Raw genomic sequence first — 25413 nt, 5'->3', positions numbered from 1 at the left:
GGAAAATTGGCTAATCGAGTCAGAATGTGTCTGTTAAGCTGACGCCAAATCGATGGCGTAATGCCACCCTTTATACAGCGCGTATCAGTGCCGATACCCGATGAATACAACAACTCAAACTATTTAGCGCAGTCTTTTCGGGATACAACCATGGTTGCCCTTACTCCCATACCCAAAATCAAGAATCTCGACAAACTGTTGATGCATTGCCAGCGCCGCCGCTACCCGGCCAAGCACAACATCATCTGCGCCGGCGAACGCTCCGAAACGCTGTTCTTCATTATCAAAGGCTCGGTCACCATCCTGATCGAGGATGAAGACGGCCGCGAAATGATCATCGCCTACCTGAACACCGGGGATTTTTTTGGGGAGTTGGGGCTGTTCGAACAAGCCGGCAAGGAACAGGAACGCAGCGCCTGGGTGCGCGCCAAGGTCGAATGCGACGTGGCCGAGATCAGCTACGCCAAGTTCCGCGAACTGGCCCAGTACGATCCCGACATTCTTTACGCCCTGAGCGGCCAGATTGCCCAGCGTCTGCGCGACACCACGCGCAAGGTCGGCGACCTGGCCTTCTTCGACGTCACTGGCCGAGTCGCGCGCTGCCTGCTGGACCTGTGCAAACAACCCGACGCCATGACGCACCCCGATGGCATGCAGATCAAGGTCACACGCCAGGAAATCGGGCGCATTGTCGGCTGTTCGCGGGAGATGGTCGGTCGCGTGCTCAAGGACCTGGAAGAACGCAACCTGGTGCACGTCAAAGGCAAGACGATGGTGGTGTTCGGTACCCGCTAAACCGGCAGGAAGCTGGCCAGCATTTGACGGTACAGGGCGTCCAGCCGGCTGAGCGCATTCGGTGCCGGAAAGGCTTCGTGCAGGGCAATATGGCTGTCGGCACGCACCCGCTGGTCGAGGCCGCAAGCTTCATTGAAGCGATTGACCGCCGCGATCAGCTCTTCGCGATCGTTTTCCAGCAACAGCGCACCGTGCACCAACCCCACCGGGCGACCACCACTTTGTCGCCAGCGCTGGGCCGTGCCGACCATTTTTCGGCCGTTAAGGTTGACGTTGTAGCGACCGTCGCAAAACGCGCCGTCGATTTCACCAACGGACGCATCGCCTCCCAACTCGATCAGCAAATCGCAGATCGGTTGGCATAAACGCAAATAACCGGTTTCGATACGGTTCTGATCGCCTTCACTGCGCGGCGGAGCATAGACCAGGGCGATGTTGACCGTCGCATTCGACTGCGGCACCGGTTCTCCACCGGTTTCACGCAACAATACCGGCCAACCGGCATGCGCGGAGACCTGGCTGGCGGTCTCAAATGCCGGCAAGCGGCTCAAACGACGTGGCATGACCAAGGCTTGGTCACTGGGTTGCCAGAACAGCAACCCATATTCCCGCTCACCCGCGCAAACAGCCGCCAGCAGGTCTTGCTCGGCGGCAAGCCCTGCTTCGACGGTCATCGCCACCGGCTGCATCAGCATCAATCCAGTGTCGAACCGCTGACCGCCACACCACGCTCCGGGAAGAACAGGCGCTGCAATTCAGCTCCCGGGTTCTCGGCACGCATGAAGGTCTCGCCCACCAGGAACGAATACACGCCACTGATCTCCATCAACTCCACATCGGCACGGTTGACGATGCCACTCTCGGTAATCACCAAACGGTCGCGCGGAATGCGCGGCAGCAGGTCGAGGGTGTTCTCCAGGCTGACTTCAAAGGTGTGCAGGTTACGGTTGTTGACCCCCACCAGCGGTGTGTCGAGGGTTTTCAGGGCGCGTTCCAGTTCGTCACCGTCGTGCACTTCCACCAGCACATCCAGCCCAACGCTTTTGGCCACGGCCGCCAGCTCGGCCATCTTCACGTCATCCAGGGCGGAGACGATCAACAGCACACAGTCGGCGCCCAGGGCACGAGCTTCGACAATCTGATACGGGTCGACCATGAAATCCTTGCGGATCACCGGCAACTTGCACGCGGCGCGGGCCTGCTGCAGGAACAGGTCGGAACCCTGGAAGTAGTCGATATCGGTCAGTACGGACAGGCAGGTCGCCCCGCCCTTCTCGTAGCTCTTGGCGATCTCTTCAGGAATGAAGATCTCACGAATCACGCCCTTGCTCGGCGAAGCTTTCTTGATTTCAGCAATGACGGCGGGCTGCTTGAGCTTGGCCTGGGCGATCAGCGCATTGGCAAAGCCACGCGGCGCATCGGCGATCTTCGCCTGGGCTTCCAGCTCGGCCAGGCTCACGCGGGCACGGCGCTCAGCCACTTCTTCAGCCTTGCGGGCCAGGATCTTTTCCAGAACGGTCGGCACACTCATCCTTCATTCTCCATCTTGAATACCGCGGTGAATGCTCCCAGCTCTTCGAGCTTCTCGCGAGCCAGACCGGTGTGCAGCGCATCGTGGGCCAAGGCAACACCTTCTTTAAGACTGTAGGCGTGGTCCGCCGCATACAGCGCAGCACCCGCATTCAACACTATCATCTCGGCAGCTTTTTGACCGTTCTCGGTCTTGCGACGCCCCAGGGCATCGCGAATCAACTCCAGGGAGGCCGCCGGGCTTTCTACCGCCAAGCCGTGCAGGCTCTGGCTCTTCATGCCCAGGTCTTCCGGCTCGACCCAATACTCGGTGACCTGGTCATTTTTCAGCTCTGCCACGAAAGTCGGTGCCGCCAGGCTGAATTCGTCCAGGCCGTCCTTGGAATGCACCACCAACACATGCTTGCTGCCCAGGCGTTGCAGTACTTCGGCCAATGGCCGGCACAGCGCCTGGCTGAACACACCCACCACCTGGTGTTTCACACCGGCCGGATTCGTAAGCGGGCCGAGCATGTTGAACAAGGTGCGCAGGCCGAGGTCCTTGCGCGGGCCAGCGGCGTGCTTCATCGCACCATGATGGGATTGGGCAAACATGAAGCCGATGCCGACGCTGTCGATGCAACGCGCCACTTGTACCGGCGTCAGGTTCAGGTAGATCCCGGCCGCCTCCAGCAGGTCGGCGCTGCCGCTCTTGCCGGACACTGCGCGGTTACCGTGCTTGGCCACGGTGCAACCCGCCGCCGCGACCACAAACGAAGAAGCCGTCGACACGTTGAAGATGTTCGCACCGTCACCGCCAGTGCCGACCACATCGACCACGCCGTCGAGGGTCTTGAGCTCGACCTTGTCCGCCAACTCGCGCATCACCGACACGGCGCCGACAATCTCGTCGATGCTTTCGCTCTTCATGCGCATAGCCATCATGAACGCGCCAATCTGCGCGTCGGTGCATTGACCGGTCATGATTTCGCGCATCACATCGCTCATTTCAGCGGTGCTCAGGTCCAGGTGGCCGACGATACGGCTCAGGGCAGTCTTGATATCCATGGAAAGTCCTTAGCGCGTGCCGCCGCTCTGCTTGAGAAAGTTGGCGAACAGCTCGTAGCCCTGCTCGGTCAGGATCGATTCAGGGTGGAATTGCACCCCTTCAATATTCAATGTCTTGTGGCGCAGGCCCATGATTTCATCGACCGAGCCATCTTCAAGTTGGGTCCAGGCGGTCAGCTCCAGGCATTCCGGCAGGGTTTCGCGCTTGACCACCAGCGAGTGGTAGCGGGTCACGGTCACCGGCAGGTTGAGGCCATGAAACACGCCTGCATCTCTATGGAACACCGGGCTGGTCTTGCCGTGCATCACCTGTCGCGCGCGCACCACGTCACCACCAAAGGCCTGGCCGATGGACTGATGGCCCAGGCACACGCCCAGGATCGGCAACTTGCCGGCGAAATACTGGATCGCCTCCAGGGAGATGCCCGCCTCGGTCGGCGTGCACGGGCCTGGCGAAACCACGATGCGCTCCGGGTTCAGGGCAGCGATCTCGGCTACGGTCATTTCGTCGTTGCGCACCACCTTGACCTCGGCACCCAGCTCACCCAGGTACTGCACAACGTTGTAGGTAAAGGAATCGTAGTTATCAATCATCAGCAACATGGGGAAACCTCAGGAATTGGGGGTCTGTTCAGCCAGCGCAACGGCGCGGAACATCGCGCGGCGCTTGTTCAGGGTTTCTTCCCATTCGAGGGCCGGCACCGAGTCGGCGACAATCCCGCCACCGGCCTGCACGTGCAGCTCCCCGTCCTTGATCACGGCCGTGCGGATCGCAATGGCCGTGTCCATGTTGCCGTTCCAGGCGAAATAACCCACGGCGCCGCCATACACACCGCGCTTGACCGGCTCCAGTTCGTCGATGATTTCCATCGCGCGGATCTTCGGCGCACCCGACAAGGTGCCCGCCGGCAGAATCGCACGCAGCGCGTCCATTGCAGTCAAGCCGGCTTTCAGCTCGCCGGTGACGTTGGACACAATGTGCATTACATTCGAATAACGCTCGATCACCATTTTCTCGGTGAGCTTCACCGAACCGATTTCCGAGACACGCCCGGTATCGTTGCGGCCCAGGTCGATGAGCATCAGGTGCTCGGCGATTTCCTTGTCGTCGCTCAACAGGTCTTCTTCGAGCGCCAGGTCGGCCTCTTCGGTCGCACCGCGTGGGCGGGTGCCGGCGATTGGGCGCACCGTGATCAGGTTGTCTTCGACACGCACCAGCACTTCCGGCGAACTGCCCACCACGTGGAAGTCACCAAAGTTGAAGAAGTACATGTACGGCGTGGGGTTGAAGCAGCGCAATGCGCGATACAGATCGATCGGCGCGGCCTTGAAATCGATGGACATACGCTGCGACGGCACCACCTGCATGCAGTCACCCGCAAGGATGTATTCCTTGATGGTATCGACGGCGCGCTCGTAGTCATCCTGGGTAAAGCTTGAACGAAAGATCGGATCGGCCGCCGGCGGACGGCTGAGGTCCAGGCCGCGACGCGGGGTGATCGGCTGGCGCAGTTTTTCCAACAGGGCTTCGAGGCTGGCGCGGCCTTGCTCGAACGCGTCCTCCTGGGATGGATCGGCGAGTACGATCGCGTGCATCTTGCCGGCAAGGTTGTCGAACACCACCACGGCATCGGAAACCATCAGCAGAATGTCCGGCACGCCCAGCGGATCCGGGTTCGGGCATTTGCCCAAGCGTTTTTCCACATAACGCACGCAGTCATAACCGAAGTAACCCACCAGGCCGCCGTTGAAGCGCGGCAGGCCAGCAATGGTCGGCACGTTGTAGCGCGCCTTGAACGCTTCGACGAACGCCAGCGGGTCTTCCACGTCATGGCTTTCGATCTCGACGCCATCATGGGTAATGCTCACATGATGGTCGTGTACCCGCAGCACCGTGCGGCACGGCAGGCCGATGATCGAGTAACGCCCCCACTTCTCGCCGCCCTGTACGGACTCGAGCAGGTAGGAGTTAGGCTCGTCGGCCAGTTTCAGGTAGATCGACAGCGGCGTGTCGAAGTCGGCCAGGGTTTCGCAGGCCAGGGGGATGCGGTTATAGCCGGCAGCGGCCAAACGCAGGAATTCTTCGCGGGTCATGATATGCCTCGTGGCTTGAGGGTCTAACAGTCAGGTATGCAAACGCGCCGCAGAGTGCGGCCAGGATCAGTCAGGCGCGCCAACGCCAGCGGGCCAGGGCCTTGATGACTTTCATCCAGAGTTTGCGAGTGACCACCACGATGGAATTTCCAGAAGGGGACGGATCGGTATCGGGCAACGTTATCTCAGCGCCAGCTCCCAAGCAACCGGGGATTAACAGGCGCAGGTCATCAATCACCAATGAAGGCGACTCTTCGGCGATCGGCCGACCATGGTTATAGCCGTAGCTGAGGGCCACGCACTGCACGCCCGCGGCCTTTGCCGCCAGCACATCACTGCGTGAATCGCCGACAAACAACGACTGCGAGGCCGGGATATTGGCCATTTTCATCACGAAAAACAGCGCCGCCGGGTCGGGTTTTTTCTGCGGCAGGGTATCGCCACCGATGATCCAGCGGAAATACCGGCCGATTTTCATCTGGTCCAACAATGGCGCGACGAAGCGCTCCGGCTTGTTGGTGATCAGGGCCATTTCCACGCCCTGCTTGCTCAGCCACTTGAGGGTGTCGCGCACGCCGGGGTAGACCACGGTCAGTTCATGGCCATCTTCATAGGCGGCGTTGAACAGTTCCAGCGCATGCTCGGCCTCCACATCATCGACACCTTCAGCATCGATGTTGTTGGCCAAGGCCCGGCGCACCAGCATCTGCACGCCGTTACCGACCCATTCGCGCACTGACTCGATCCCGGCCGGCTTGCGCCCCAGTTTGAGCAGCATTTCGTCCACCGCCGCCGCCAGGTCGGGCACCGAGTCGATCAAGGTGCCGTCCAGATCGAACATCACCAGCCGTGGCAATTTGCCGGGGAACAGCTGCTCAAAGCCGCTCATGGACGCGCCAGCGCCAGCTCGGCACGCATCTTGTCGATGACTTCCTGGTAGTCGGGCGCGTTGAAGATCGCCGAGCCGGCCACAAAGGTGTCGGCGCCAGCGGCGGCGATTTCACGGATATTGTTGACGTTGACCCCACCGTCGATTTCCAGGCGGATATCGCGGCCGGAGGCATCGATCAGCGCACGGGCTTCACGCAGCTTGTTCAGCGTGCCGGGGATGAACTTCTGGCCGCCGAAGCCCGGGTTGACGCTCATCAGCAGGATCATGTCGACCTTGTCCATCACGTACTCAAGCACGCTCAACGGAGTGGCCGGGTTGAACACCAGGCCCGCCTTGCAACCACCTTCGTGGATCAGTTGCAGGGTGCGATCGACGTGCAGCGAGGCTTCCGGGTGGAAGGTGATGTAGGTGGCGCCGGCGTCGACGAAGTCGCCGATGATGCGATCCACCGGGCTGACCATCAGGTGTGCATCGATCGGCGCAGTGATGCCGTACTTGCGCAGCGCAGCGCAGACCATCGGGCCGATGGTCAGGTTAGGTACGTAGTGGTTGTCCATGACGTCGAAGTGCACGAAGTCGGCACCGGCGGCCAATACCTTGTCCACTTCCTCACCCAGGCGGGCAAAGTCGGCGGAGAGAATCGATGGAGCAATGACGAAGGGCTGCATGACGCACCTTTTTTGAGCTAAATCACGATGGCGCGCATTGTATACCTCATGCTTTGCCGCGCGCACCGTGACCTAACTCAACGGTTAGTAAGCGGCCCGGTAGATTTTCTCGATATCGACCGCGCTGAGCTTGCGTGGATTGTTGCGCATCAAGCGCTCAATACCCGCCGCTTCTACCGCCATGGCTGGGATCGCGTCCTCGGGCACCCCGAAACTGCGCAAGCCCGCCGGGATCTCCACTGCGGCACACAGTCGCGTCATCGCCTCAACGGCCTGGTCGGCGGCATCGTTGACGCTCAAGCCGGTGATATTCACGCCCATCGCCTGCGCAATCTCCTGCATGCGCTCCACGCAGGCCAGCTTGTTCCAGTGCATCACATAGGGCAGCAGCAGCGCATTGCTCACGCCATGGGCGATATTGAACCGCCCGCCCAATGGATAAGCCAACGCGTGCACCGCGCCGACTCCCGCATTCCCGAACGCCATGCCGGCCATCAGGCTGGCGGTGGCCATGTCGTCGCGGGCCTGCAGGTTGGCCGGGTTGGCGTAGGCCTTGGGCAATGCACTGGCGATCAGCTTGATGGCGCCGATGGCCAAGGCGTCGGTGATCGGCGAGGCGTTCAGCGACAAGTAGGACTCGATGGCGTGCACCAGCGCGTCCACGCCACTGGCGGCGGTGACGCTGCGCGGGCAGGTCAGGGTCATTTGCGGGCTGATCAGCGCAACGTCCGGCAGCAGGTAATCGCTGACAATGCCCTTTTTCAGTTGCGCGGCCTTGTCGGAGAGAATCGCAACATTGGTCACCTCCGAGCCGGTGCCGGCGGTGGTGGGGATAGCGATCAGCGGCGGGCCTTTGCGTGGCACCTGGTCGACGCCGAACAAGTCGGCCAGCGCGCCGTGGTAGCCCGCATACGCCGCAACACTTTTGGCAATATCGATGGCACTGCCGCCGCCCACGCCGATCAGGCCGTCGTGCCCGCCCTCGCGGTAAACGCGCATGCAGTCTTCCACAATGGCGATTTCCGGGTCGGGTAACACCCGGTCGAAAATCTCGTAGGTGCGCTCGCCCAGATGTTCGAGTGCCAGCGCCACGGTGCCGGACTTGACCAGCGCTGCGTCGGTGACGATCAGCGGGTTGTCCACATCCAGGCGGGTCAGTTCAAAGGCCAGTTGTTCGATGGCGCCAGCGCCGGTCAGCAGTTTGTGGGCGATCTTGAATGAGGAAGTACTCATGTGCGCGGCCTCTTATTAAGTGATGGGCTGGCACAAGAGTAGCTCGGGATTTTGGGTTGCCCAGCATTCAGGGTCTGAATGGTCAGGTGACTCAACGCGGGCACGGTTTATGTGGGAGCTGGCTTGCCTGCGATTCAGGCGACTCGGTGTGACAGGCAAACCGCGGCGATGCAATCGCAGGCAAGCCAGCTCCCACAGGTGATCGCGTTTACCCACTCAGACCTGGGCGGTACGCAGTTTCTCGCTACGGCCACGCAACCATTCCAGGGTCAGCAACAGCAGCACGGAGAAGGCAATCAACAGAGTCGCCGCCGCCGCAATCGTCGGGCTGAGGTTTTCGCGGATGCCGCTGAACATCTGGCGTGGCAGGGTCGCTTGCTCGGGGCCGGCGAGAAACAGCGTTACTACCACCTCGTCAAACGAAGTGGAGAAAGCAAACAGCGCCCCGGAAATCACCCCCGGCGCGATCAACGGCAAGGTCACTCGGCGAAATGCAGTCAATGGCGAGGCGCCGAGACTAGCTGCCGCCCGCACCAGGTTATGGTTGAACCCCTGCAACGTCGCCGACACGGTGATGATCACAAACGGCACACCCAGCACCGCATGCACCACGATCAGCGAGAAGAAACTGTTGCCCAGGCCCAACGGCGCAAAGAACAGGTAGCTGGCCACGCCGATGATCACCACCGGCACCACCATGGGTGAAATCACCAGCGCCATGACCAATGCCTTGCCGGGGAAGTTGCCGCGGGTCAGGCCGATCGCCGCCAAGGTGCCGAATACCATCGCCAGCACCGTGGCCGCAGGGGCAACGATAATGCTGTTCTTCAGCGCCCGCATCCACTCGGCGGAGGCGAAGAAGTCCTGATACCAATGCAGCGAAAAGCCTTGCAGCGGGTACACCAGGAAACTGCCGCTGTTGAACGACAGCGGGATGATCACCAGCACCGGCAGAATCAAAAACAACAGGATCAAGCCGCAGAGGATCCGCAAGCTGTAGAACCACACCCGCTCAACGGGCGACATATAAGGGCTCAGCATCACAAGGTCTCCTCAGCTCAGGCGCAGGCGGCTGGCGCCTACCAGGCGGTTATAGATCAGGTACAGCACCACGGTGGCCAGCAGCAGCAAGCCGCCCAACGCCGTGGCCATGCCCCAGTTGATGCTGGTGTTGGTGTAGAACGCCACGAAGTAGCTGACCATCTGGTCGTTCGGGCTGCCCAGCAGCGCCGGGGTGATGTAGTAACCAATCGCCAGGATGAACACCAACAGGCAACCGGCCCCGACACCGGCGTAGGTCTGCGGGAAGTACACGCGCCAGAAGCTGGTGAATGGGTGACAGCCCAGGGAAATCGCCGCGCGCATGTAGGTGGGCGAGATGCCCTTCATCACGCTGTAGATCGGCAGGATCATGAACGGCAGCAAGATGTGCACCATGGAGATGTAGACGCCGGTCCGATTGAACACCAGCTCCAGCGGCTTATCGATCAGGCCCATGCCCAACAGTGCACTGTTGATCAGGCCGCCAGATTGCAGCAGCACGATCCACGCGGCGACTCGCACCAGGATTGAGGTCCAGAACGGCAGCAACACCAGGATCATCAGCAGGTTGCTTTTGCGTGCCGGCAGATTGGCCAGTAGGTAGGCCAGCGGATAGGCCAACAGCAGGCAGACCGCAGTGATCACCAGGCCCATCCAGAAGGTCCGGGCGAAAATATCCAGATAGATCGCCTGGTCCGGCGTGGCCGGCGCCACTTCACCGAGGTCATCGATGCGGTGATCGACCGCCGCCAGCAGGTAGAACGGCGTCAGGCTGCTGGTATTGCGCCGGATCGCCTGCCAGTACGCCGGGTCACCCCAACGTTCATCGAGGCTTTCCAGCGCTTCTTTATAGGAGGCAGGCGCTTCGCTGAAGGGCAGCGCCCGCGCAGTTTTGGTCAGCAGGCTGCGGTAGCCGGCCAGTTCCATGTTCAAGCGTTTGGACAGATCGCCCAAGGTCTGATTTTGACGGGCCTCGCCCAAGTCCTCACTGAGGGCCTGGTACACCGGCTCGCCCGGCAAGCCCCGGCCATCCCATGCCGTCACCGCCACCACGGTACGCGGTAAACCGCCCACCACTTCCGGGTTGCCGACGCTTTTGAACAGCAGCGCAACAATCGGCACCAGGAACACCAGCAGCAAGAACAGCACCAGCGGCGCGATCAAGGCTTGGGCCTTCCAGCGATTGAGCCGCTCGGCACGCGCCAGGCGCTGCTTGAGGGTGGGGCTGTTGACCTCGTTCGAGGGAACGGCGATGGCCATGGCAAACTCCGAAAATCTACGGTTGGGACCTTGGTCAACACGGTCCCTGTGGGAGCTGGCTTGCCTGCGATGGCATCGCCTCGGTGCATCAGTTGCACCGAGGTGTCTGCATCGCAGGCAAGCCAGCCCCTACATGAGCCGGTTTCGCCCGAGGGTTATGCGGTGTTACTTGGCAGCCCACGAGTTGAAGCGCTGCTCCAACTGCTCACCGTTATCCGCCCAGAAGCTCACGTCGATCTGCACCTGGTTGGCGATATTTTCCGGGGTGGTCGGCATGTCTTTGAGGATGTCCTTGGCCAGCAATGGCACGGCTTGGGTGTTGGCCGGGCCGTAGGCGATGTTTTCCGAGTAGGTCTTCTGCTGCTGTGGTTGCACCGAGAAGGCGATGAATTTCTTCGCCGCTTCAGCACGGTCTTTCGCCAGGCCTTTAGGAATCGCCCACGCGTCAAAGTCGTAGATGCCGCCGTTCCACACCACTTTCAGGTTGCTTTCTTTCTGCACGGCGGCGATGCGGCCGTTGTAGGCCGAACTCATCACCACGTCGCCCGAAGCCAGGTATTGCGGCGGCTGTGCACCCGCTTCCCACCACTGGATCGATGGCTTGAGCTCGTCGAGTTTCTTGAACGCACGGTCCTGGCCATCTTTGCCGGCCAGCACTTTGTAAACGTCCTTCGGCGCGACGCCGTCGGCCATCAGTGCGAATTCCAGGGTGTACTTGGCGCCTTTACGCAGGCCGCGCTTGCCCGGGAATTTCTTGGTGTCCCAGAAATCCGCCCAACTGGTCGGCGCGCTGGCCAACTTGTCCGCGTTGTAGGCGAGCACGGTGGACCAGACGAAGAAGCCCACGCCGCACGGCTGGATCGCGCCCTTCACGTAGTCGGCGCTGTTGCCGAACAGTTTCGGGTCCAGTGGCTCGAACATGTCTTCATCGCAGCCACGGGACAGCTCCGGCGATTCCACTTCCACCAGGTCCCAGGACACGCTCTTGGTGTCGACCATGGCTTTGACCTTGGCCATTTCACCGTTGTACTCACCGGCGACGATCTTGCCGTTGCCCGCGCTTTCCCATGGTGCGTAGAAGGCTTTGACCTGGGCCGCCTTGTTCGCGCCGCCAAAGGACACGACCGTCAGGTCCGGGCCTGCCATGGCCTGTGTCGCGCCCATCAAGCCCAAAGCCAGGGCGGAATACTTCAGGGATCTCAACATTGTTGTTCTCTCCACGTGCAGGGTTGGTGAAGCCAGGGGGCGATCAATTCGCCTCTAGAAGTGGGTCGAGTGCGCGAACGTGCTCGACTTGCCAGCCAATCGGTACCACGTCGCCAACCGCCAGGGCTGGGTCCAGCTCGGCAATCGGTTGTTTCACAAAAAAATCGGCCTTGCCGCAGACTTCCAGGCGCACGCGCACGTGATCGCCCAGGTAGATGAATTCGGCCACGCGCCCGGAGAAGCGGTTGACGCAAGATTCGCTGGAACCATTGAGGCTGACGCGCTCCGGGCGTACCGACAGGGTCACCGGGCCGCCGACCTGGCCGACATTCACCGCCAGCGCCTCGACCTTCTCACCGCGCGCCAGCTCCACCACGCAGCGCTCGCCGGTATGGCTGTGCAAGCGGCCATTGAGCCGGTTGTTCTCGCCGATGAAGTTGGCGACGAAGGTGTTCTTCGGTTCTTCGTAGAGGGTTCGCGGCGCGGCGATCTGCTGGATTTCACCCTGATGGAACACCGCCACGCGGTCAGACATGGTCAGCGCCTCGCCCTGGTCGTGGGTCACATACACCACGGTCACGCCGAGGCGCTGGTGCAGGTGCTTGATCTCCATCTGCATGTGTTCACGCAGTTGCTTGTCGAGGGCGCCGAGGGGTTCGTCCATCAGCACCAGCTGTGGTTCGAACACCAGCGCGCGGGCCAATGCCACGCGCTGTTGCTGGCCGCCAGAGAGTTGCGCCGGGTAGCGCTGGGCGAAAGCATCGAGCTGGACCATGCTCAGCACGCGTTTGACCCGCTCGCTGATATCGGTCTTGCTCAAGCCCCGCACCGACAGCGGGAACGCCAGGTTCTCGGCCACGGTCATGTGCGGAAACAGCGCATAGTTCTGGAACACCATGCCGATGTCGCGTTTATGCGGCGGCACGTTGTTGATGGAGCGCCCGGCCAGCTGGATTTCGCCGGCCGTCGGCGTTTCAAAGCCGGCGAGCATCATCAGGCTGGTGGTCTTGCCCGAACCGGAAGGCCCGAGCAGGGTGAGGAACTCGCCCTTGCGAATCTCCAGGTTGAGGTCTTTGACGATCAGGTTCTCGCCGTCGTAGCTCTTCTGCACGCCACGAAAGCTGACCAGCACATCATTTGAATCCACCTCGCTCATACCCGCACCTTTTTGTTTTGGACTGCTGTGAGACAAGCGTAGTCCAGCCGCAAGGCCCCGGAAATCGGGGGCCAGGAGAGAATTGCATCAGCCGGATGGAAGGTTTGGGGTAGGGATTGCCCTACACGGATGGCGCGCACGGGACGGTGCAGCGACAAGTGGCGAGCTGCAAGCGGCAAGAATGGGCTCGGCGGGGTTTTCGCGGTGTCGTTATCAGGTATGTGGTTAGAGCAGCTTGTGTTCCATGGCGTACTTCACCAACTCCGCCAGGGACGTGATATTGAGCTTTTGCATCAGTCGCGCCTTGTGGGTGCTGATGGTCTTGCTGCTCAGCGCCAGTTGCTGGGCGATGTCGTTGACGTTGGCGCCCTGGGCCAGGCGCTCGAACACCGAGAACTCGCGCTCGGACAGTAATGAATGCAGCGGTCGCGTATCGGTGAGGCCGACTTCGAAGACCATCCGGTCGGCCAGGTCCGGGTCGATGTAACGCCCGCCGGCCGCCACCTTGCGAATCGCCGTGAGCAACAGCGCCGGGTCGCTGTCCTTGGTGGCGTAACCGGCGGCGCCGACCTTCAAGGCGCGGGCGGCCATTTGCGCTTCGTCGTGCATCGACAGCACCAGGATTGCCGGCGGATTGTTCAGCGCACGGATCCGCGCAATCGCTTCCAGGCCGTTGACGCCGGGCATCGAGATGTCCAGCAAAACCACCTCGCAGGGCACGTGGCGCAGGGTCTCCAGCAATTGCTCGCCATTGCTGGCCTCCCCCACCACCAACAGGTCTTTGGCCAGGCCAATCAATTGCTTGATGCCCTCACGAACGATGGTGTGGTCTTCGGCTACCAGTACGCGGATCACAGGGACTTCCTCTTGGTGTTATGCATCCAATGGCACCGTGACACTCAGGGTGGTGCCCTCCCCCAATTCGCTGTCCAGCCTCAATTGCCCACCCATGATCAGCACGCGCTCGCGCATGCCTACCAGGCCAAACGACACCGGGCGGCCCTGCGCCTGGACGAAGCCGACGCCATCATCGCTGATGGTCAGGCGCAAATCCGTGCCCTCCAGAGAAAGGGTCAATTCGACAGTATGCGCCTGGGCATGGCGCATCACATTGGTCAGCGCCTCCTGCAGGATGCGGAATAAGCCAATGGCCTTGGCATCGCTGAGAGCCGGCAGGTTATCCGGAACCTGCACCAAGCAGGGAATTTGCGTGCGCGCTTCGAAGCGCCGCGCCTGCCATTCGATGGCTGAAGCGATACCCGCATCCAGAATCGGCGGGCGCAGTGCCGTCGCCACGTCCCGCACCAACTGGAACAGCTGGGCGATCAAGCGCTTCATGCTGTTCAAGCGCTCGTGCAAACCGGGGTCGAGTTGCGCATAGGCCAGCTCGCACATAGAGGTTTCGAGCTTGAGCACGGTGAGCATTTGCCCGAGCTCGTCGTGCACTTCGCGGGCGATACGGGCTTTTTCTTCTTCGCGTACGGTTTCCAGGTGGGCGGACAGTTCGCGCAGTTGCGCTTCGCTTTGCAGCAACGCGGCCAACGTCCGCCTCAGTTCGCTGACATCGTTGAGGTAGACCACCAGGTATTCAGCTTCGGCAAAACGCAGGAAACTCAAGGACACATTGGTTGGCAGGATGCTGCCATCGGCTCGCCGACAATCGGTAGCGAAGTTCTGCGGCCCTTCTTCACTGGCCCGTGCACGTTTCCAGAGATTGAGCCAACGGTCCATGTCCAGGCTCGGATCAAGGTCGGCGAGCGGCCGCTCGATCAGCGCACCGGGGCCGTAGCCGAGCATGCTTTCGGCCGCGTGATTGGCGTAGCGCACATGGCTGTCCCAGTTGACCCAGAGGATGCCGACGGTGCTCTGGTCGATGGAAAACTGTGTCAGCCTTAGGGCCTCGGCACCGGCGGCGCGGGCGGCGCTTTCTTCCCGTGCGGCCAACAAGCCGTGTTCCAGCACCCGTTGCTGGCGGCGTTGCCAGAACACCACGGCCAGGCTGGCGAGCAGCAACAGGCCCAGCAACAGACTGAGGTTTTGCCACAGGCCCGGGGACTCGGTAAGGCGCGGGTATTTGGGTTGCAGCCAGCGGCTGTGCAGTTGGTCCAAGTCGCGAGCGGGGATGGCGCGCAAGGCGCTTTGCATGATGCCGGCCAGTTCCGGCCATTCTCGCCGCGTGGCCACCCGCAGCAATTGCGGCAGGCCGATATCGCCCACCACTGCCAGCCCGGCAAACTCCGCCTCGCCGGACAGGCGGCTCAACTGCGCTTCATCCACCACCGCATAACGCGCTTGCTGGCTCACCAACAATTGCAGGGCCTGGCGCTCCATCGGCACGCCCTGCAGGTTGAGGCCGGGATAAGTGCTGCGCAGGTAATCAGCCACGGCGCTGGGCATGCGCACGGCGACGCGGGATTGTTCATCGAGTTTTTCCAGCTCAACGGCACCGCCGCCATCGCGAATGCCGACGATGTGTTGCGGCACGCGCATGTAGGGGTCGGTGAACAGCCACAGGCGCAGACCGGCCGGGGTTTGTTGCAGGCCTGGGGCAATGTCCACCTCGCCCTCGCGCACGGCGGCTTCCAGTTGCTCCTGATTGGGGAAATTGCGCCAGGTCAGCTCGATATTCAGCGCCTTGGCCAGCCATTGCATCAACTCGACATTCGCCCCGGACAGCCGCTGCAAACGCCGATCGTATTGCGCGTAGGGTGCTTGCAACACCAGTCCGACCCGCAGCTCCGGGTGCTGAGCCAGCCATTCGCGTTGCTGCGCATTGAACTGTGCCTGGGGCGCGACGGGCGCAGGGGCGGCGTTTGCCATCAAGCCAAGGCACAAACAGCCGATAACCAGCAGACAGCGAAAATCCATGATCCACGTCTCACATCACTGACAAATACTGACCAACCCATTAGGCTGCTGGAATCACTTCTGGCCGGGAATTTACGATGCCCTTTTTTCACCGTTCAGCATTGCCAGCATTGTGCCTGTCGCTGCTTTTTACCAGCGCCTTTTCCGTACAGGCCGCTGACCCACCCGCACCTGCCGCCGAAAAACCCGTCGAGCGCCAGCCTTTGCCCGAGCGCAGCCAGGCAGAAGCCAGCGCCCTCGAACGCAAGATCCCACAACAAGAACAGCAGCAATTGCAGGCCGGCAGCGATTCCTTCCTCGCCCTGTGGAAACCCGCCAACAGCGCCGAGCCCGAAGGCGTGGTGATTATCGTACCCGGCGCTGGCGAAAATGCTGACTGGCCGCAAGCAATCAGCCCGTTGCGGCACAAATTGCCGGACGCCAACTGGGGCAGTCTCAGCCTGTCGTTACCGGATGTTAGTGTGGATACGCTGCCACCGCGTGTGATGGAAGCGCCCAAGGCGACTGTCGACACCAGCAGCAAGGAAGCGAGCACCGCCGACAAACCGATCGAGCAAGCCGCCAGCGCCGAAGCCGAAGGCACCGACCCGGCGGTGGTGCCGGGTGCCGATGAGCAGGACAAGACCGACGCTTCGCGCATCTTCGCCCGCATAGATGCCGCCGTGGCGTTCGCCCAAACACAAAGCGCACGCAGCGTGGTGCTGCTCGGCCATGGCACCGGTGCCTGGTGGGCCGCGCGGTATTTGAGCGAGAAACAACCGTCGCAGGTGCAGAAGTTCGTCATGGTCGCGGCGCAGACGCCCACCGGACGGCATCCGGATGTACAACAACTGGCCCCCGTCCTGAAGTTGCCGACCGCCGATGTCTTCTATCAGGACACCGACCCATCACGCAAAAACGCACTGGCCCGCGCCCAGGCGGCCAAACGTTTGAAAAATGACGGTTACAAGCAGGTGTCCTTGAAAGCGTTGCCCGGCAACAGCGCTGCCGAGCAGGAGCAGTTGTATCGCAGGATTCGCGGCTGGTTGAGCCCACAGGCGAACGCCGACTGAGGGAACACCGCAGGTCCCCTGTGGGAGCGGGTTATCAACGTGAAGGAGTGAAAGCTAACGAAAATCCCGCCGCTCGCGAATCAACGTATAGGCATTGTGCAGTTCTCGAGTGCGCTCGGTGGCCTCACGCACTTGCGCGGGGCTCGCGCCGGTGCCGGCGATCTTGTCCGGGTGATGGCGGCTGAGCAGGCGGCGATAGGCTCGCTTGATCACCGATGGCTCGGTAGTGGCAGTCACCCCCAACAGGCGCAGCGCGTCCTGATAGGTAGCACCGCGACTGACCAGCGGCTTGCGCTCCGGTGTGTAGTCGGCCGCCAGTGCCTGCAACTGTTGCGGCGTCCAACCAAGCCACTTGCCCCACAGGTCGATCAGGTCACGCTCGGCGTCATCCGCCTTTCCGTCCGCCCAAACCATGCGCCAACAGGCGCGCAATACGCCTTCCGCCGCATGGGGTTGAGCCTTGAGCACGCGCAGATAGCTGCGCACACGGTCGGAGCCGGACTTGCCGCGATTGAACGCCGCAATCGCGCGGCGCTGGGCCGAGTCGGTCATGTCGAGCGAGCGCATCTCCTGACGCGCCTGCTGGATATGCCCATCCACTACCCGGCCATTGCTCTTGGCCAAACGCCCCAGCAACACAAATAACAACTCGTCATTGCGCAACGCCGGTCGCCCGCCCAGGCGCTCGCGCAGCTGCGCCCAACTGTGCAATTGCAGGCGACGGTCCAGCGCCTGCCCCAACAGCGCACCCAACATGGCCCCGGGAATACTGGCAATGGCAAAGCCAGCCCCGGCGCCGATCAGCGTCCCTGGCCACAGCATGTTACTGCCCCGCTGTCAGCAGGGTTTCGACCTGCGCCAAGCGCTCCAGCGTGCCGACATCAATCCAGCGTCCCGCCATGTGCTCCCCCGTTACCAGACCTTTGGCCATCGCTGCCCGCAGCAGCGGCGCCAGCTTGAAGGCACCCGCGCTGCAACCCGCGAACAGCTTGGGGTCGAGCACTGAAATGCCACTGAAGGTCAGGTTATCGGCACCGGCCGCTGCATCATGAAGCAAACCTTGATCCAGGTAGAAATCACCGCCCGAAGGATGATGGGCCGGATTGTCGACCATCACCAGGTGGGCCAGGCCCTTGAGCGGCTGCTTGAGCTGGATGAAGTCGTAGTCGGTCCAGATATCGCCATTGACTACCAGGAAAGGTTCATCCCCCAGCAACGGCAACGCCTGGAAAATCCCACCGCCGGTTTCCAGCGGCTCGCCTTCGGGGGAATAACGGATGCGCAAACCAAACTGCGCGCCATCCCCCAGGTAACTTTCGATCTGCTGGCCGAGCCACGCATGGTTGATCACGATATCGGTGAAGCCAGCCTTGGCCAGCGCCTCCAGGTGATACTCGATCAGGCGCTTGCCGCCGGCCTGCACCAGTGGCTTGGGCGTGTGCAAGGTCAGCGGGCGCATCCGCTCGCCTTTGCCGGCGGCCAGGATCATCGCCTTCATACGCTTGCCCCGGCGGATTGGCGCAGGCTGGCGAGCAACTCACCCAGCTCACTCAACTCCGGACGGTCCGCCAAGACCTCTTCTATATAAGCAAAGAAGCGTGGCACGTCGGCCAGGTAGCGTGGCTTGCCATCGCGATGGCATATGCGCGCGAAGATACCGATGACCTTGAGGTGACGCTGCACGCCCATCAGGTCGCTGGCACGCAGGAACTCTTCGAAATCCGCCTGCACCGGGATGTTCAGTTGCCCCGCACGCGCCCAATAGTCGCGCTGCCATTCCCGCACACGGGCCTTGGGCCAGCTGAGGAAGGCATCCTTGAACAGGCAGGTGATGTCATAGGTGACCGGCCCGTAGACCGCATCCTGGAAATCCAGCACCCCAGGGTTGGGCTCGCTGATCATCAAGTTGCGCGGCATATAGTCGCGATGCACCAACACTTTCGGCTGCGCCAGGGCGCTGTCGATCAGGTGATCACTGACACGCTGCCACAGCGCTTGCTGCTGCGTATCCAGTTCGATACCCAGGTGACGGCGCACGTACCACTCTGGAAACAATTCCAGCTCGCGGCGCAGCAAGGCAAGGTCATAGCTGGGCAACGGTGCATCCATTGGCAATTGCTGGAAGGCCAGCAAGGCGTCGATGGCATCGGCGAACAATTGATCGGCGTTTTTGTCGTCAATCACGTCCAGATAGGTTTTTCTGCCCAGGTCATTGAGCAAAAGAAAGCCGCGCGGCAAATCTTCTGCGTAAATTTTTGGAACATTTATCCCTGACTTTGCCAGCAAATGTGCGATATCGACGAAAGGTTTGCAGTTTTCCTGGGGGGGTGGAGCGTCCATTACCACGAAGGTCCGGCCACCGCCTTCCCAACGGAAGTAGCGCCTGAAACTCGCGTCGCTGCTGGCCGCGGTCAATGTAGCCGGGGGTACGGCACCCCAGCCTTGAGCGTTGAAAAGGATCGGTAACTGCTCATCCAGCCAGACTTCCAGCTGTTGTAAACGTAGATCTTGCTCGGGCATTACAAGGGTCTCCGACGGCGCTAGCCGTCAAGCGGGGCATGCTTTATTATCACGCATCTTTTTCAGACCATCGAGAGGCGTGCGGCCCAAACCGCGGGCAGATGGCACGCAGGAAGCCCGGACTAATAAGATGGCATTGAAATCCCCCGCGTTTCGTAGAAAATTTCCGTTGCTGGTAACCGGCAGTCTGCTGGCCTTGCAACCCTTCGCCACCTCATTCGTGGTCGCCGCGGAACAGTATGACTGCTCAGTCTCTGCTTCGGGTGCCTGGGATTGCGCGCCGAAAACCGCCGCAGCCCCGCTACCACCGCGCCCGGTGCATGATGGCGCTGCCATCAGCTCCGCCAACAGCACGGCGCAGACCGATGCTGGCGGCAACGCCGAGGCCGAGCCCAAGACCGCACTGGTCACCGAATCCAAGGGCCGTGGCCTGCGCTCGCGCAGCGCCGATTACAGCCACCTGGACTGGGTACCACGCGAGAAGCTGACCGCAGCGCAACTGGCCGAAACCGGCCCGTACTGCGGCGGTGCGTACATCGAGCCGACTCGTCCTGGCATGAACGACAAGACGAACAAGAGCGATGCGCCCACCTTCATCGGTGCCAAGGCTTCTCGTTACGAGCAGGAACAACAAGTCGCGACCCTGGCCGGTGACGTCGTCATGCGCCAGGGCAGCATGCAGTTGGAATCTGAAGAAGCCAGCCTGTACCAGGCCGAGAACCGTGGCGAGCTGAACGGCAAGGTCCGTCTGCGCGACAACGGTGCACTGATCGTGGGCGACCATGCCGAAGTGCAACTCGATACCGGCGCGGCCCAGATCGACAACGCCGAATACGTGCTGCACAAATCGCGCATCCGCGGTAACGCGCTGTACGCCAAGCGTGCCGAAAACGCGATCATCCGTCTCAAGGACGGTACGTACACTACCTGCGAGCCAGACAGCAACGCCTGGCAGCTCAGGGGCAACAACATCACGTTGAACCCGGCCACCGGTTTCGGTACCGCCACCAACGCGACGTTGCGGGTCAAGAACATCCCGATCCTCTATACCCCTTACATCTATTTCCCGATCGACGACCGTCGTCAATCAGGCTTCCTGCCGCCAAGCTTCAGCACCGGCAGCGAAACCGGCTTCACCCTGGTGACGCCGTACTACTTCAACCTGGCGCCTAACTACGACGCCACGTTGTACCCGCAATACATGACCAAGCGCGGTTTGTTGATGGAAGGCGAATTCCGCTACCTCACCAAATCCAGCGAAGGCCAGTTCGGCGGTGCGTACCTGAACGACGACAACGACGAGCGCAAAAAACAGACCGACTACGAAAAAACCCGCTATATGCTCAATTGGCAGCATAAGGGCGGGCTGGATTCGCGTGTAGCGACCCAGGTGGATTACACCCGCATCAGCGATCCTTACTACTTCCAGGATCTGAAGTCGTTCCAGGAAGGCGTTGAAAGCCGGGATGCCCTCAATCAACAGGGTTCCGTGACCTACCGGGGCGACTCTTACCAGGCGCGCCTGAACCTCCAGGCTTACCAGCTAGCGACGATCTCCCAGATCACGCCGTATGACCGGTTGCCGCAGATCACCTTCAATGGTCAGCTGCCATACCATCCGGGAGGCTTGAACTTCAGCTACGAGACCGAAGCCGTGCGCTTTGAACGCAGCCTTGAAAATGGCACGTTCACCGATCAGGACGGATTTGTGTCGCCTCGCCTGGACACCTACGTCCGCGGCCTGACCCGTGCAAACGGTACACGCCTGAACGTGGCACCAGCCGTCGCCTACCCGATGAACTGGACCTACGGTTTTATCACGCCGAAGCTCAAGTACGTTTACACCAAGTACGATCTTGATCTGGATAGCACCGGCAAGAACCAGATCATTGCGAGTCAAAATGCGGCAGCCGCAGCCGGCACTCAATATGCCGGTGGCACCTTCAAAAGCTCGCAAGACCGCGCAGTTCCTATCGCCAGCGTCGACAGCGGCCTCTATTTCGACCGCAACACCAACTGGTTCGGCAAAGACTATCGCCAGACTCTCGAGCCGCGCGCGTTCTACCTGTATGTGCCAGACAAGGACCAGAGCGACATCCCGGTCTTTGATACCAGCGAATACTCGTTCAGCTATGCCTCGTTGTTCCGCGACAACCGCTTCAGCGGCACTGACCGGATCGGCGACGAGAACAAGCTGTCCCTGGGCTTGACCAGCCGCTGGATCGAAGAGAACGGCTTCGAGCGTCAGCGCGTATCCGTCGGCCAGGCCGTGTACTTCAAGGACCGTGAAGTTCAACTGCCGGGTATCCTGGCGGCTGACCGTGCCGATGCACAGTCCGACGTTTCGCCGGTTGCCCTGGACTACGAGTTCCGCTTCAACCGTGACTGGCGCGCCACTGCCGACTACAACTGGGACACCGAGGAACACAGCCCTCGTTCCGGCAGCGCGATGCTTCACTACCAGCCGGAAGACAACCCGAACAAAATCATCAACGTTGGTTATCGCTATCGTAATGACCAGGTCGTCTACAACCAACTGACCGGCAAATGGCAGTTTGGTGGTGACTACGGCCAGCCAGGCGATCCGAACTTCGTGAAGGATTACTACAAAATCCAACAACACGACTTCTCGATGATGTGGCCGATCATTCCCCAGTGGAACCTGATCACCCGCTGGCAGTATGACTACGCTCGCAACCGTACCCTGGAAGCCTTCGGTGGTTTCGAGTACGACAACTGCTGCTGGAAACTGCGCGTCATCAACCGTTACTGGGTTTCCAACGACGAATACAGCCAGATCGCCCCGCTTAACGAAAAGGGTGACCACGGGCTCTTCTTCCAGATCGTCCTCAAAGGACTCGGCGGCCTGACCGGCGCCAAGGTAGAGAGCTTCCTCGACAAAGGCATTGAAGGTTATCGTGAACGTGAAGACCAAGCTTTCTGATTGTCTGCGCCCGCTAGTGCTGGGCGCACTGTTCCTGGGTACCGCATCGGCGCACGCTGCGGTTCAAGAACTGGATAAGGTAGTGGCCATCGTCGATAACGACGTGATCATGCAGAGCCAACTGGACCAGCGCGTCAAGGAAGTCCAGCAAACCATCGCCAAGCGTGGCGGTGGCGTGCCACCGACCAGCGTCCTGGACCAGCAGGTACTCGAGCGTTTGATCGTCGAGAACCTGCAACTGCAGATCGGCGATCGTTCCGGCATCCGTATTTCGGACGAAGAACTGAACCAGGCCGTGGGCACCATTGCCCAGCGCAACAACATGAGCATCGACCAGTTCCGTGCAGCCTTGGCCCACGACGGTTTGTCCTATGAGGACGCCCGTGACCAGATCCGCCGTGAAATGATCATCAGCCGTGTACGCCAGCGCCGTGTGGCCGAGCGGGTTCAGGTCTCCGAGCAGGAAGTGAAGAACTTCCTGGCGTCGGACCTGGGCAAGATGCAGCTTTCCGAGGAACTGCACCTGGCCAACATCCTGATCCCGACACCGGACAGCGCCAACTCCGAGCAGCTCAATGCAGCCGCCGCCAAGACCCAGGCTATCTATGATCGCTTGAAGGCGGGTGCCGACTTCGCCCAAATGGCGATCGCCCAGTCCGGCAGCGACAACGCACTGGAAGGCGGCGACATGGGCTGGCGTAAAGCGGCTCAATTACCTCCTCCGTTCGACCGCGAGCTGAGCGCAATGGAAGTGGGTGGCATCACCCAACCTGCGCGCACACCGGGTGGTTTCATCATCCTGAAGCTCTTGGAAAAACGCGGCGGCGAAACATCGCTCAAGGATGAGGTACACGTTCGCCACATCCTGGTCAAACCTAGCGAAATCCGCACCGAAGCCCAAACCAAGGAACTGGCCCAGAAGATCTATGACCGCATCCAGAGCGGTGAAGACTTCGCTACCCTGGCCAAGAGCTTCTCGGAAGACCCGGGTTCTGCCCTCAATGGCGGCGACCTGAACTGGATCGATCCGAAAGCGCTGGTGCCGGAGTTCCAACAGGTGATGGCCGATACCCCGCAGGGTGTATTGTCCAAGCCGTTCAAGACCCAATATGGCTGGCATGTGCTGGAAGTCCTTGGCCGTCGCGCCACCGACAACACCAACCAAGCCCGCGAGCAACAAGCGCTGAACGTACTGCGTAACCGCAAATACGACGAAGAGCTGCAAACCTGGCTGCGTCAGATCCGCGACGAAGCCTATGTTGAGAACAAGCTGCCAGGCGCCCAGACAGGCACCGACCAGGCAGCTCAGTGAAACCCCAGCGTTTCGCGGTGACACCCGGCGAGCCGGCCGGCATTGGTCCTGACCTGTGCCTGCTGCTCGCCTCGCAACCCCAGCCACACCCCCTGATTGCCATTACCAGCCGCGACCTGCTCCTTGAGCGGGCCGCGCAGCTGGGTGTGGCCGTCATTCTGTTGGACGTGGCGCCCGGCAATTGGCCGGACCTGCCTGCCCCGGCAGGAAGCCTGTATGTGTGGGACACCCCGCTGCAGGCCAACGTGGTTACCGGGCAACTGAACAAAGCCAACGCAGCGTTCGTGCTGGAAACCCTCACTCGCGCCGGGCAAGGCTGCATCGATGGCGACTTCGCCGGCATGATCACCGCGCCCGTACACAAAGGCGTGATCAATGAATCCGGTATCGCTTTTTCCGGCCACACCGAGTTCCTCGCCGAGCTGACCCACACCGAACAAGTCGTCATGATGCTGGCCACGCGTGGCCTTCGGGTCGCCTTGGTGACCACGCACCTGCCGCTGCGCGAGATTGCCGATGCCATCACCGTCGAGCGGGTGGAACGCGTCACGCGCATCCTGCACGCCGACCTGCAACAGAAATTCGGCATCGCCCAGCCGCGCATCCTGGTCTGCGGGCTCAACCCCCACGCCGGCGAAGGCGGCCACTTGGGCCATGAAGAAATCGACATCATCGAACCCACCCTGGAGCGTCTGCGCCAAGAAGGCATGGACCTGCGCGGCCCACTGCCTGCGGACACTCTGTTTACCCCCAAATATCTGGAGCACTGCGACGCAGTGCTGGCGATGTACCATGACCAGGGGCTGCCGGTGCTTAAATACAAAGGCTTCGGCGCCGCAGTCAACGTGACACTGGGCCTGCCGATCATCCGCACCTCCGTCGACCATGGCACTGCCCTGGACCTGGCGGGCAGCGGCAAGATCGATACCGGCAGCCTGCACGTGGCCCTGGAAACCGCCTATCAGATGGCCGAGACCCGTATATGACTGAGCATTACCAACACCGGGCGCGCAAGCGCTTCGGGCAAAACTTCCTGCACGACGCTGGCGTGATCGACCGCATCCTGCGCTCCATCCATGCCAAGCCTGAAGACCGTCTGCTGGAAATCGGTCCGGGCCAGGGCGCGCTGACCCAAGGCCTGCTGGCCAGCGGCGGCCAACTGGACGTGGTGGAGCTGGACAAGGACCTGATCCCGATCCTCAACCAGCAGTTCGCCGGCAAGCCCAACTTCAACCTGCATCAGGGTGATGCGCTGAAGTTCGACTTCAACACCCTCAATGCCGCGCCCAACAGCCTGCGTGTGGTGGGTAACCTGCCGTACAACATCTCCACGCCGCTGATTTTCCACCTGCTGAACAACGCCGGCATCATCCGCGACATGCACTTCATGCTGCAAAAGGAAGTAGTTGAACGTCTGGCCGCGGGTCCTGGCGGTGGTGATTGGGGCCGTCTGTCGATCATGGTTCAGTACCATTGCCGCGTCGAGCACCTGTTCAACGTGGGCCCTGGCGCGTTCAACCCGCCGCCGAAGGTCGACTCGGCCATCGTGCGCCTGGTGCCCCACGCCGTGTTGCCACACACGGCCAAGGACCACAAGTTGCTGGAACGCGTGGTGCGCGAGGCCTTCAACCAACGCCGCAAGACCCTGCGCAACACGCTCAAGGCGCTGCTGAGCAATGCCGAGATCGAAGCTGCCGGCGTCGATGGCGGCCTGCGTCCCGAGCAACTGGACCTCGCCGCGTTCGTGCGCCTGGCCGACCAGTTGGCGATCCAGCCTGCGCCAGCCGCAGACTGA

The 25413-nt window shown here is 61.3% G+C and carries 23 protein-coding genes; 6 read left to right on the top strand and 17 right to left on the bottom strand.

Going from position 1 to position 25413, the window contains the following annotated elements:
• Positions 1-150: 150 nt before the first annotated feature.
• Positions 151-795, top strand: coding sequence for a cAMP-activated global transcriptional regulator CRP (gene crp / locus EJ576_RS03525; RefSeq protein ID WP_028618143.1), 645 nt, complete (start codon positions 151-153; stop codon positions 793-795).
• On the opposite strand, the gene EJ576_RS03520 is transcribed toward crp, so the two are convergent.
• From EJ576_RS03520 to EJ576_RS03455, 14 genes are all read right to left on the bottom strand, one after another.
• Positions 792-1487 carry a lipoate--protein ligase family protein gene (locus EJ576_RS03520; RefSeq protein ID WP_126569584.1) on the bottom strand — a complete coding sequence of 232 codons (696 nt, stop codon included), beginning with the start codon at positions 1485-1487 and terminating at the stop codon, positions 792-794. The two genes, crp and EJ576_RS03520, sit on opposite strands and share 4 nt — an antisense overlap.
• Before the next feature lie 2 nt (positions 1488-1489).
• Complete coding sequence (gene trpC / locus EJ576_RS03515) at positions 1490-2326, bottom strand: indole-3-glycerol phosphate synthase TrpC (RefSeq protein ID WP_122729407.1); 837 nt, start codon at positions 2324-2326, stop codon at positions 1490-1492.
• Entirely contained in the window at positions 2323-3372 is a 1050-nt protein-coding gene (trpD, locus tag EJ576_RS03510) for an anthranilate phosphoribosyltransferase (RefSeq protein ID WP_010206948.1), read from the bottom strand. The genes trpC and trpD overlap by 4 nt, the downstream gene beginning before the upstream one ends.
• Positions 3373-3381: 9 nt before the next feature.
• Complete coding sequence (locus tag EJ576_RS03505; RefSeq protein WP_126569573.1) at positions 3382-3975, bottom strand: aminodeoxychorismate/anthranilate synthase component II; 594 nt, start codon at positions 3973-3975, stop codon at positions 3382-3384.
• A 9-nt stretch (positions 3976-3984) separates the two neighbouring features.
• Entirely contained in the window at positions 3985-5466 is a 1482-nt protein-coding gene (trpE, locus tag EJ576_RS03500) for an anthranilate synthase component I (RefSeq protein WP_028618147.1), read from the bottom strand.
• A gap of 70 nt (positions 5467-5536) precedes the next feature.
• A complete protein-coding gene (locus EJ576_RS03495) occupies positions 5537-6355 on the bottom strand; it encodes a phosphoglycolate phosphatase (protein WP_016977891.1) in 819 nt (272 codons plus the stop codon).
• Positions 6352-7026: a ribulose-phosphate 3-epimerase gene (gene rpe, locus EJ576_RS03490; RefSeq protein WP_028618149.1), complete on the bottom strand. Its 675-nt coding sequence runs from the start codon at positions 7024-7026 to the stop codon at positions 6352-6354. The genes EJ576_RS03495 and rpe overlap by 4 nt, the downstream gene beginning before the upstream one ends.
• Positions 7027-7110: 84 nt before the next feature.
• Entirely contained in the window at positions 7111-8259 is a 1149-nt protein-coding gene (locus EJ576_RS03485; RefSeq protein ID WP_122729411.1) for an iron-containing alcohol dehydrogenase, read from the bottom strand.
• 216 nt (positions 8260-8475) lie between these two features.
• A complete protein-coding gene (locus EJ576_RS03480) occupies positions 8476-9300 on the bottom strand; it encodes an ABC transporter permease (RefSeq protein WP_028618151.1) in 825 nt (274 codons plus the stop codon).
• 12 nt (positions 9301-9312) lie between these two features.
• Positions 9313-10560: an ABC transporter permease gene (locus EJ576_RS03475; RefSeq protein ID WP_126569572.1), complete on the bottom strand. Its 1248-nt coding sequence runs from the start codon at positions 10558-10560 to the stop codon at positions 9313-9315.
• Positions 10561-10725: 165 nt separating this feature from the next.
• Positions 10726-11766: an ABC transporter substrate-binding protein gene (locus tag EJ576_RS03470; RefSeq protein ID WP_028618153.1), complete on the bottom strand. Its 1041-nt coding sequence runs from the start codon at positions 11764-11766 to the stop codon at positions 10726-10728.
• Between the two features lie 43 nt (positions 11767-11809).
• Entirely contained in the window at positions 11810-12922 is a 1113-nt protein-coding gene (locus tag EJ576_RS03465; RefSeq protein ID WP_028618154.1) for an ABC transporter ATP-binding protein, read from the bottom strand.
• 225 nt (positions 12923-13147) lie between these two features.
• Positions 13148-13777, bottom strand: coding sequence for a response regulator transcription factor (locus EJ576_RS03460; RefSeq protein ID WP_015886166.1), 630 nt, complete (start codon positions 13775-13777; stop codon positions 13148-13150).
• Positions 13778-13795: 18 nt separating this feature from the next.
• The gene (locus tag EJ576_RS03455; RefSeq protein ID WP_126569571.1) at positions 13796-15790 is read right to left on the bottom strand and encodes a histidine kinase; all 1995 of its coding nucleotides are present in this window, start codon (positions 15788-15790) and stop codon (positions 13796-13798) included.
• 77 nt (positions 15791-15867) lie between these two features.
• Here EJ576_RS03455 and EJ576_RS03450 point away from each other — a divergent pair, with 77 nt between their 5' ends.
• Positions 15868-16842: an alpha/beta hydrolase family protein gene (locus EJ576_RS03450; protein ID WP_126569570.1), complete on the top strand. Its 975-nt coding sequence runs from the start codon at positions 15868-15870 to the stop codon at positions 16840-16842.
• A gap of 54 nt (positions 16843-16896) precedes the next feature.
• Here EJ576_RS03450 and EJ576_RS03445 read toward each other — a convergent pair whose 3' ends face one another.
• Genes EJ576_RS03445 through EJ576_RS03435 form a run of 3 tightly spaced genes read right to left on the bottom strand, consistent with a single transcriptional unit; the run spans position 16897 to position 19362 of the window.
• A complete protein-coding gene (locus EJ576_RS03445; RefSeq protein ID WP_028618157.1) occupies positions 16897-17664 on the bottom strand; it encodes a TerB family tellurite resistance protein in 768 nt (255 codons plus the stop codon).
• A 1-nt stretch (position 17665) separates the two neighbouring features.
• The gene (murU, locus tag EJ576_RS03440; protein WP_126569569.1) at positions 17666-18340 is read right to left on the bottom strand and encodes an N-acetylmuramate alpha-1-phosphate uridylyltransferase MurU; all 675 of its coding nucleotides are present in this window, start codon (positions 18338-18340) and stop codon (positions 17666-17668) included.
• Positions 18337-19362 (bottom strand): aminoglycoside phosphotransferase family protein, encoded by a 1026-nt coding sequence (locus EJ576_RS03435; RefSeq protein ID WP_126569568.1) that lies wholly within the window; start codon positions 19360-19362, stop codon positions 18337-18339. Before EJ576_RS03435 ends, murU begins: the two co-directional genes overlap by 4 nt.
• Before the next feature lie 130 nt (positions 19363-19492).
• Between EJ576_RS03435 and EJ576_RS03430 the strand changes: the two genes are divergently transcribed.
• From EJ576_RS03430 to rsmA, 4 genes are read left to right on the top strand one after another with little or no spacing between them, the layout of a single operon-like run.
• Positions 19493-22306, top strand: coding sequence for an LPS-assembly protein LptD (locus EJ576_RS03430; protein ID WP_126569567.1), 2814 nt, complete (start codon positions 19493-19495; stop codon positions 22304-22306).
• Positions 22281-23618 carry a peptidylprolyl isomerase gene (locus tag EJ576_RS03425; RefSeq protein WP_016977878.1) on the top strand — a complete coding sequence of 446 codons (1338 nt, stop codon included), beginning with the start codon at positions 22281-22283 and terminating at the stop codon, positions 23616-23618. Before EJ576_RS03430 ends, EJ576_RS03425 begins: the two co-directional genes overlap by 26 nt.
• Positions 23615-24604, top strand: a complete 990-nt coding sequence (pdxA, locus tag EJ576_RS03420) for a 4-hydroxythreonine-4-phosphate dehydrogenase PdxA (protein WP_126569566.1) — start codon at positions 23615-23617, stop codon at positions 24602-24604. The genes EJ576_RS03425 and pdxA overlap by 4 nt, the downstream gene beginning before the upstream one ends.
• Entirely contained in the window at positions 24601-25413 is an 813-nt protein-coding gene (rsmA, locus tag EJ576_RS03415) for a 16S rRNA (adenine(1518)-N(6)/adenine(1519)-N(6))-dimethyltransferase RsmA (RefSeq protein ID WP_126569565.1), read from the top strand. The genes pdxA and rsmA overlap by 4 nt, the downstream gene beginning before the upstream one ends.

This window comes from Pseudomonas sp. C 49-2 (assembly GCF_003970195.1).
Lineage (GTDB): Bacteria > Pseudomonadota > Gammaproteobacteria > Pseudomonadales > Pseudomonadaceae > Aquipseudomonas > Aquipseudomonas canadensis.
This window is presented reverse-complemented; position numbering and strand designations above follow the sequence as displayed.

Bases quoted from the DNA above. Each gene is read 5' to 3' on its own strand.
- crp (WP_028618143.1), top strand. From the start codon at position 151: ATGGTTGCCCTTACTCCCATACCCAAAATCAAGAATCTCGACAAACTG.
- trpC (WP_122729407.1), bottom strand. From the start codon at position 2,326: ATGAGTGTGCCGACCGTTCTGGAAAAGATCCTGGCCCGCAAGGCTGAA.
- trpD (WP_010206948.1), bottom strand. From the start codon at position 3,372: ATGGATATCAAGACTGCCCTGAGCCGTATCGTCGGCCACCTGGACCTG.
- EJ576_RS03505 (WP_126569573.1), bottom strand. From the start codon at position 3,975: ATGTTGCTGATGATTGATAACTACGATTCCTTTACCTACAACGTTGTG.
- trpE (WP_028618147.1), bottom strand. From the start codon at position 5,466: ATGACCCGCGAAGAATTCCTGCGTTTGGCCGCTGCCGGCTATAACCGC.
- EJ576_RS03495 (WP_016977891.1), bottom strand. From the start codon at position 6,355: ATGAGCGGCTTTGAGCAGCTGTTCCCCGGCAAATTGCCACGGCTGGTG.
- rpe (WP_028618149.1), bottom strand. From the start codon at position 7,026: ATGCAGCCCTTCGTCATTGCTCCATCGATTCTCTCCGCCGACTTTGCC.
- EJ576_RS03485 (WP_122729411.1), bottom strand. From the start codon at position 8,259: ATGAGTACTTCCTCATTCAAGATCGCCCACAAACTGCTGACCGGCGCT.
- EJ576_RS03480 (WP_028618151.1), bottom strand. From the start codon at position 9,300: ATGCTGAGCCCTTATATGTCGCCCGTTGAGCGGGTGTGGTTCTACAGC.
- EJ576_RS03475 (WP_126569572.1), bottom strand. From the start codon at position 10,560: ATGGCCATCGCCGTTCCCTCGAACGAGGTCAACAGCCCCACCCTCAAG.
- EJ576_RS03470 (WP_028618153.1), bottom strand. From the start codon at position 11,766: ATGTTGAGATCCCTGAAGTATTCCGCCCTGGCTTTGGGCTTGATGGGC.
- EJ576_RS03465 (WP_028618154.1), bottom strand. From the start codon at position 12,922: ATGAGCGAGGTGGATTCAAATGATGTGCTGGTCAGCTTTCGTGGCGTG.
- EJ576_RS03455 (WP_126569571.1), bottom strand. From the start codon at position 15,790: ATGGATTTTCGCTGTCTGCTGGTTATCGGCTGTTTGTGCCTTGGCTTG.
- EJ576_RS03450 (WP_126569570.1), top strand. From the start codon at position 15,868: ATGCCCTTTTTTCACCGTTCAGCATTGCCAGCATTGTGCCTGTCGCTG.
- EJ576_RS03445 (WP_028618157.1), bottom strand. From the start codon at position 17,664: ATGCTGTGGCCAGGGACGCTGATCGGCGCCGGGGCTGGCTTTGCCATT.
- murU (WP_126569569.1), bottom strand. From the start codon at position 18,340: ATGAAGGCGATGATCCTGGCCGCCGGCAAAGGCGAGCGGATGCGCCCG.
- EJ576_RS03435 (WP_126569568.1), bottom strand. From the start codon at position 19,362: ATGCCCGAGCAAGATCTACGTTTACAACAGCTGGAAGTCTGGCTGGAT.
- EJ576_RS03430 (WP_126569567.1), top strand. From the start codon at position 19,493: ATGGCATTGAAATCCCCCGCGTTTCGTAGAAAATTTCCGTTGCTGGTA.
- rsmA (WP_126569565.1), top strand. From the start codon at position 24,601: ATGACTGAGCATTACCAACACCGGGCGCGCAAGCGCTTCGGGCAAAAC.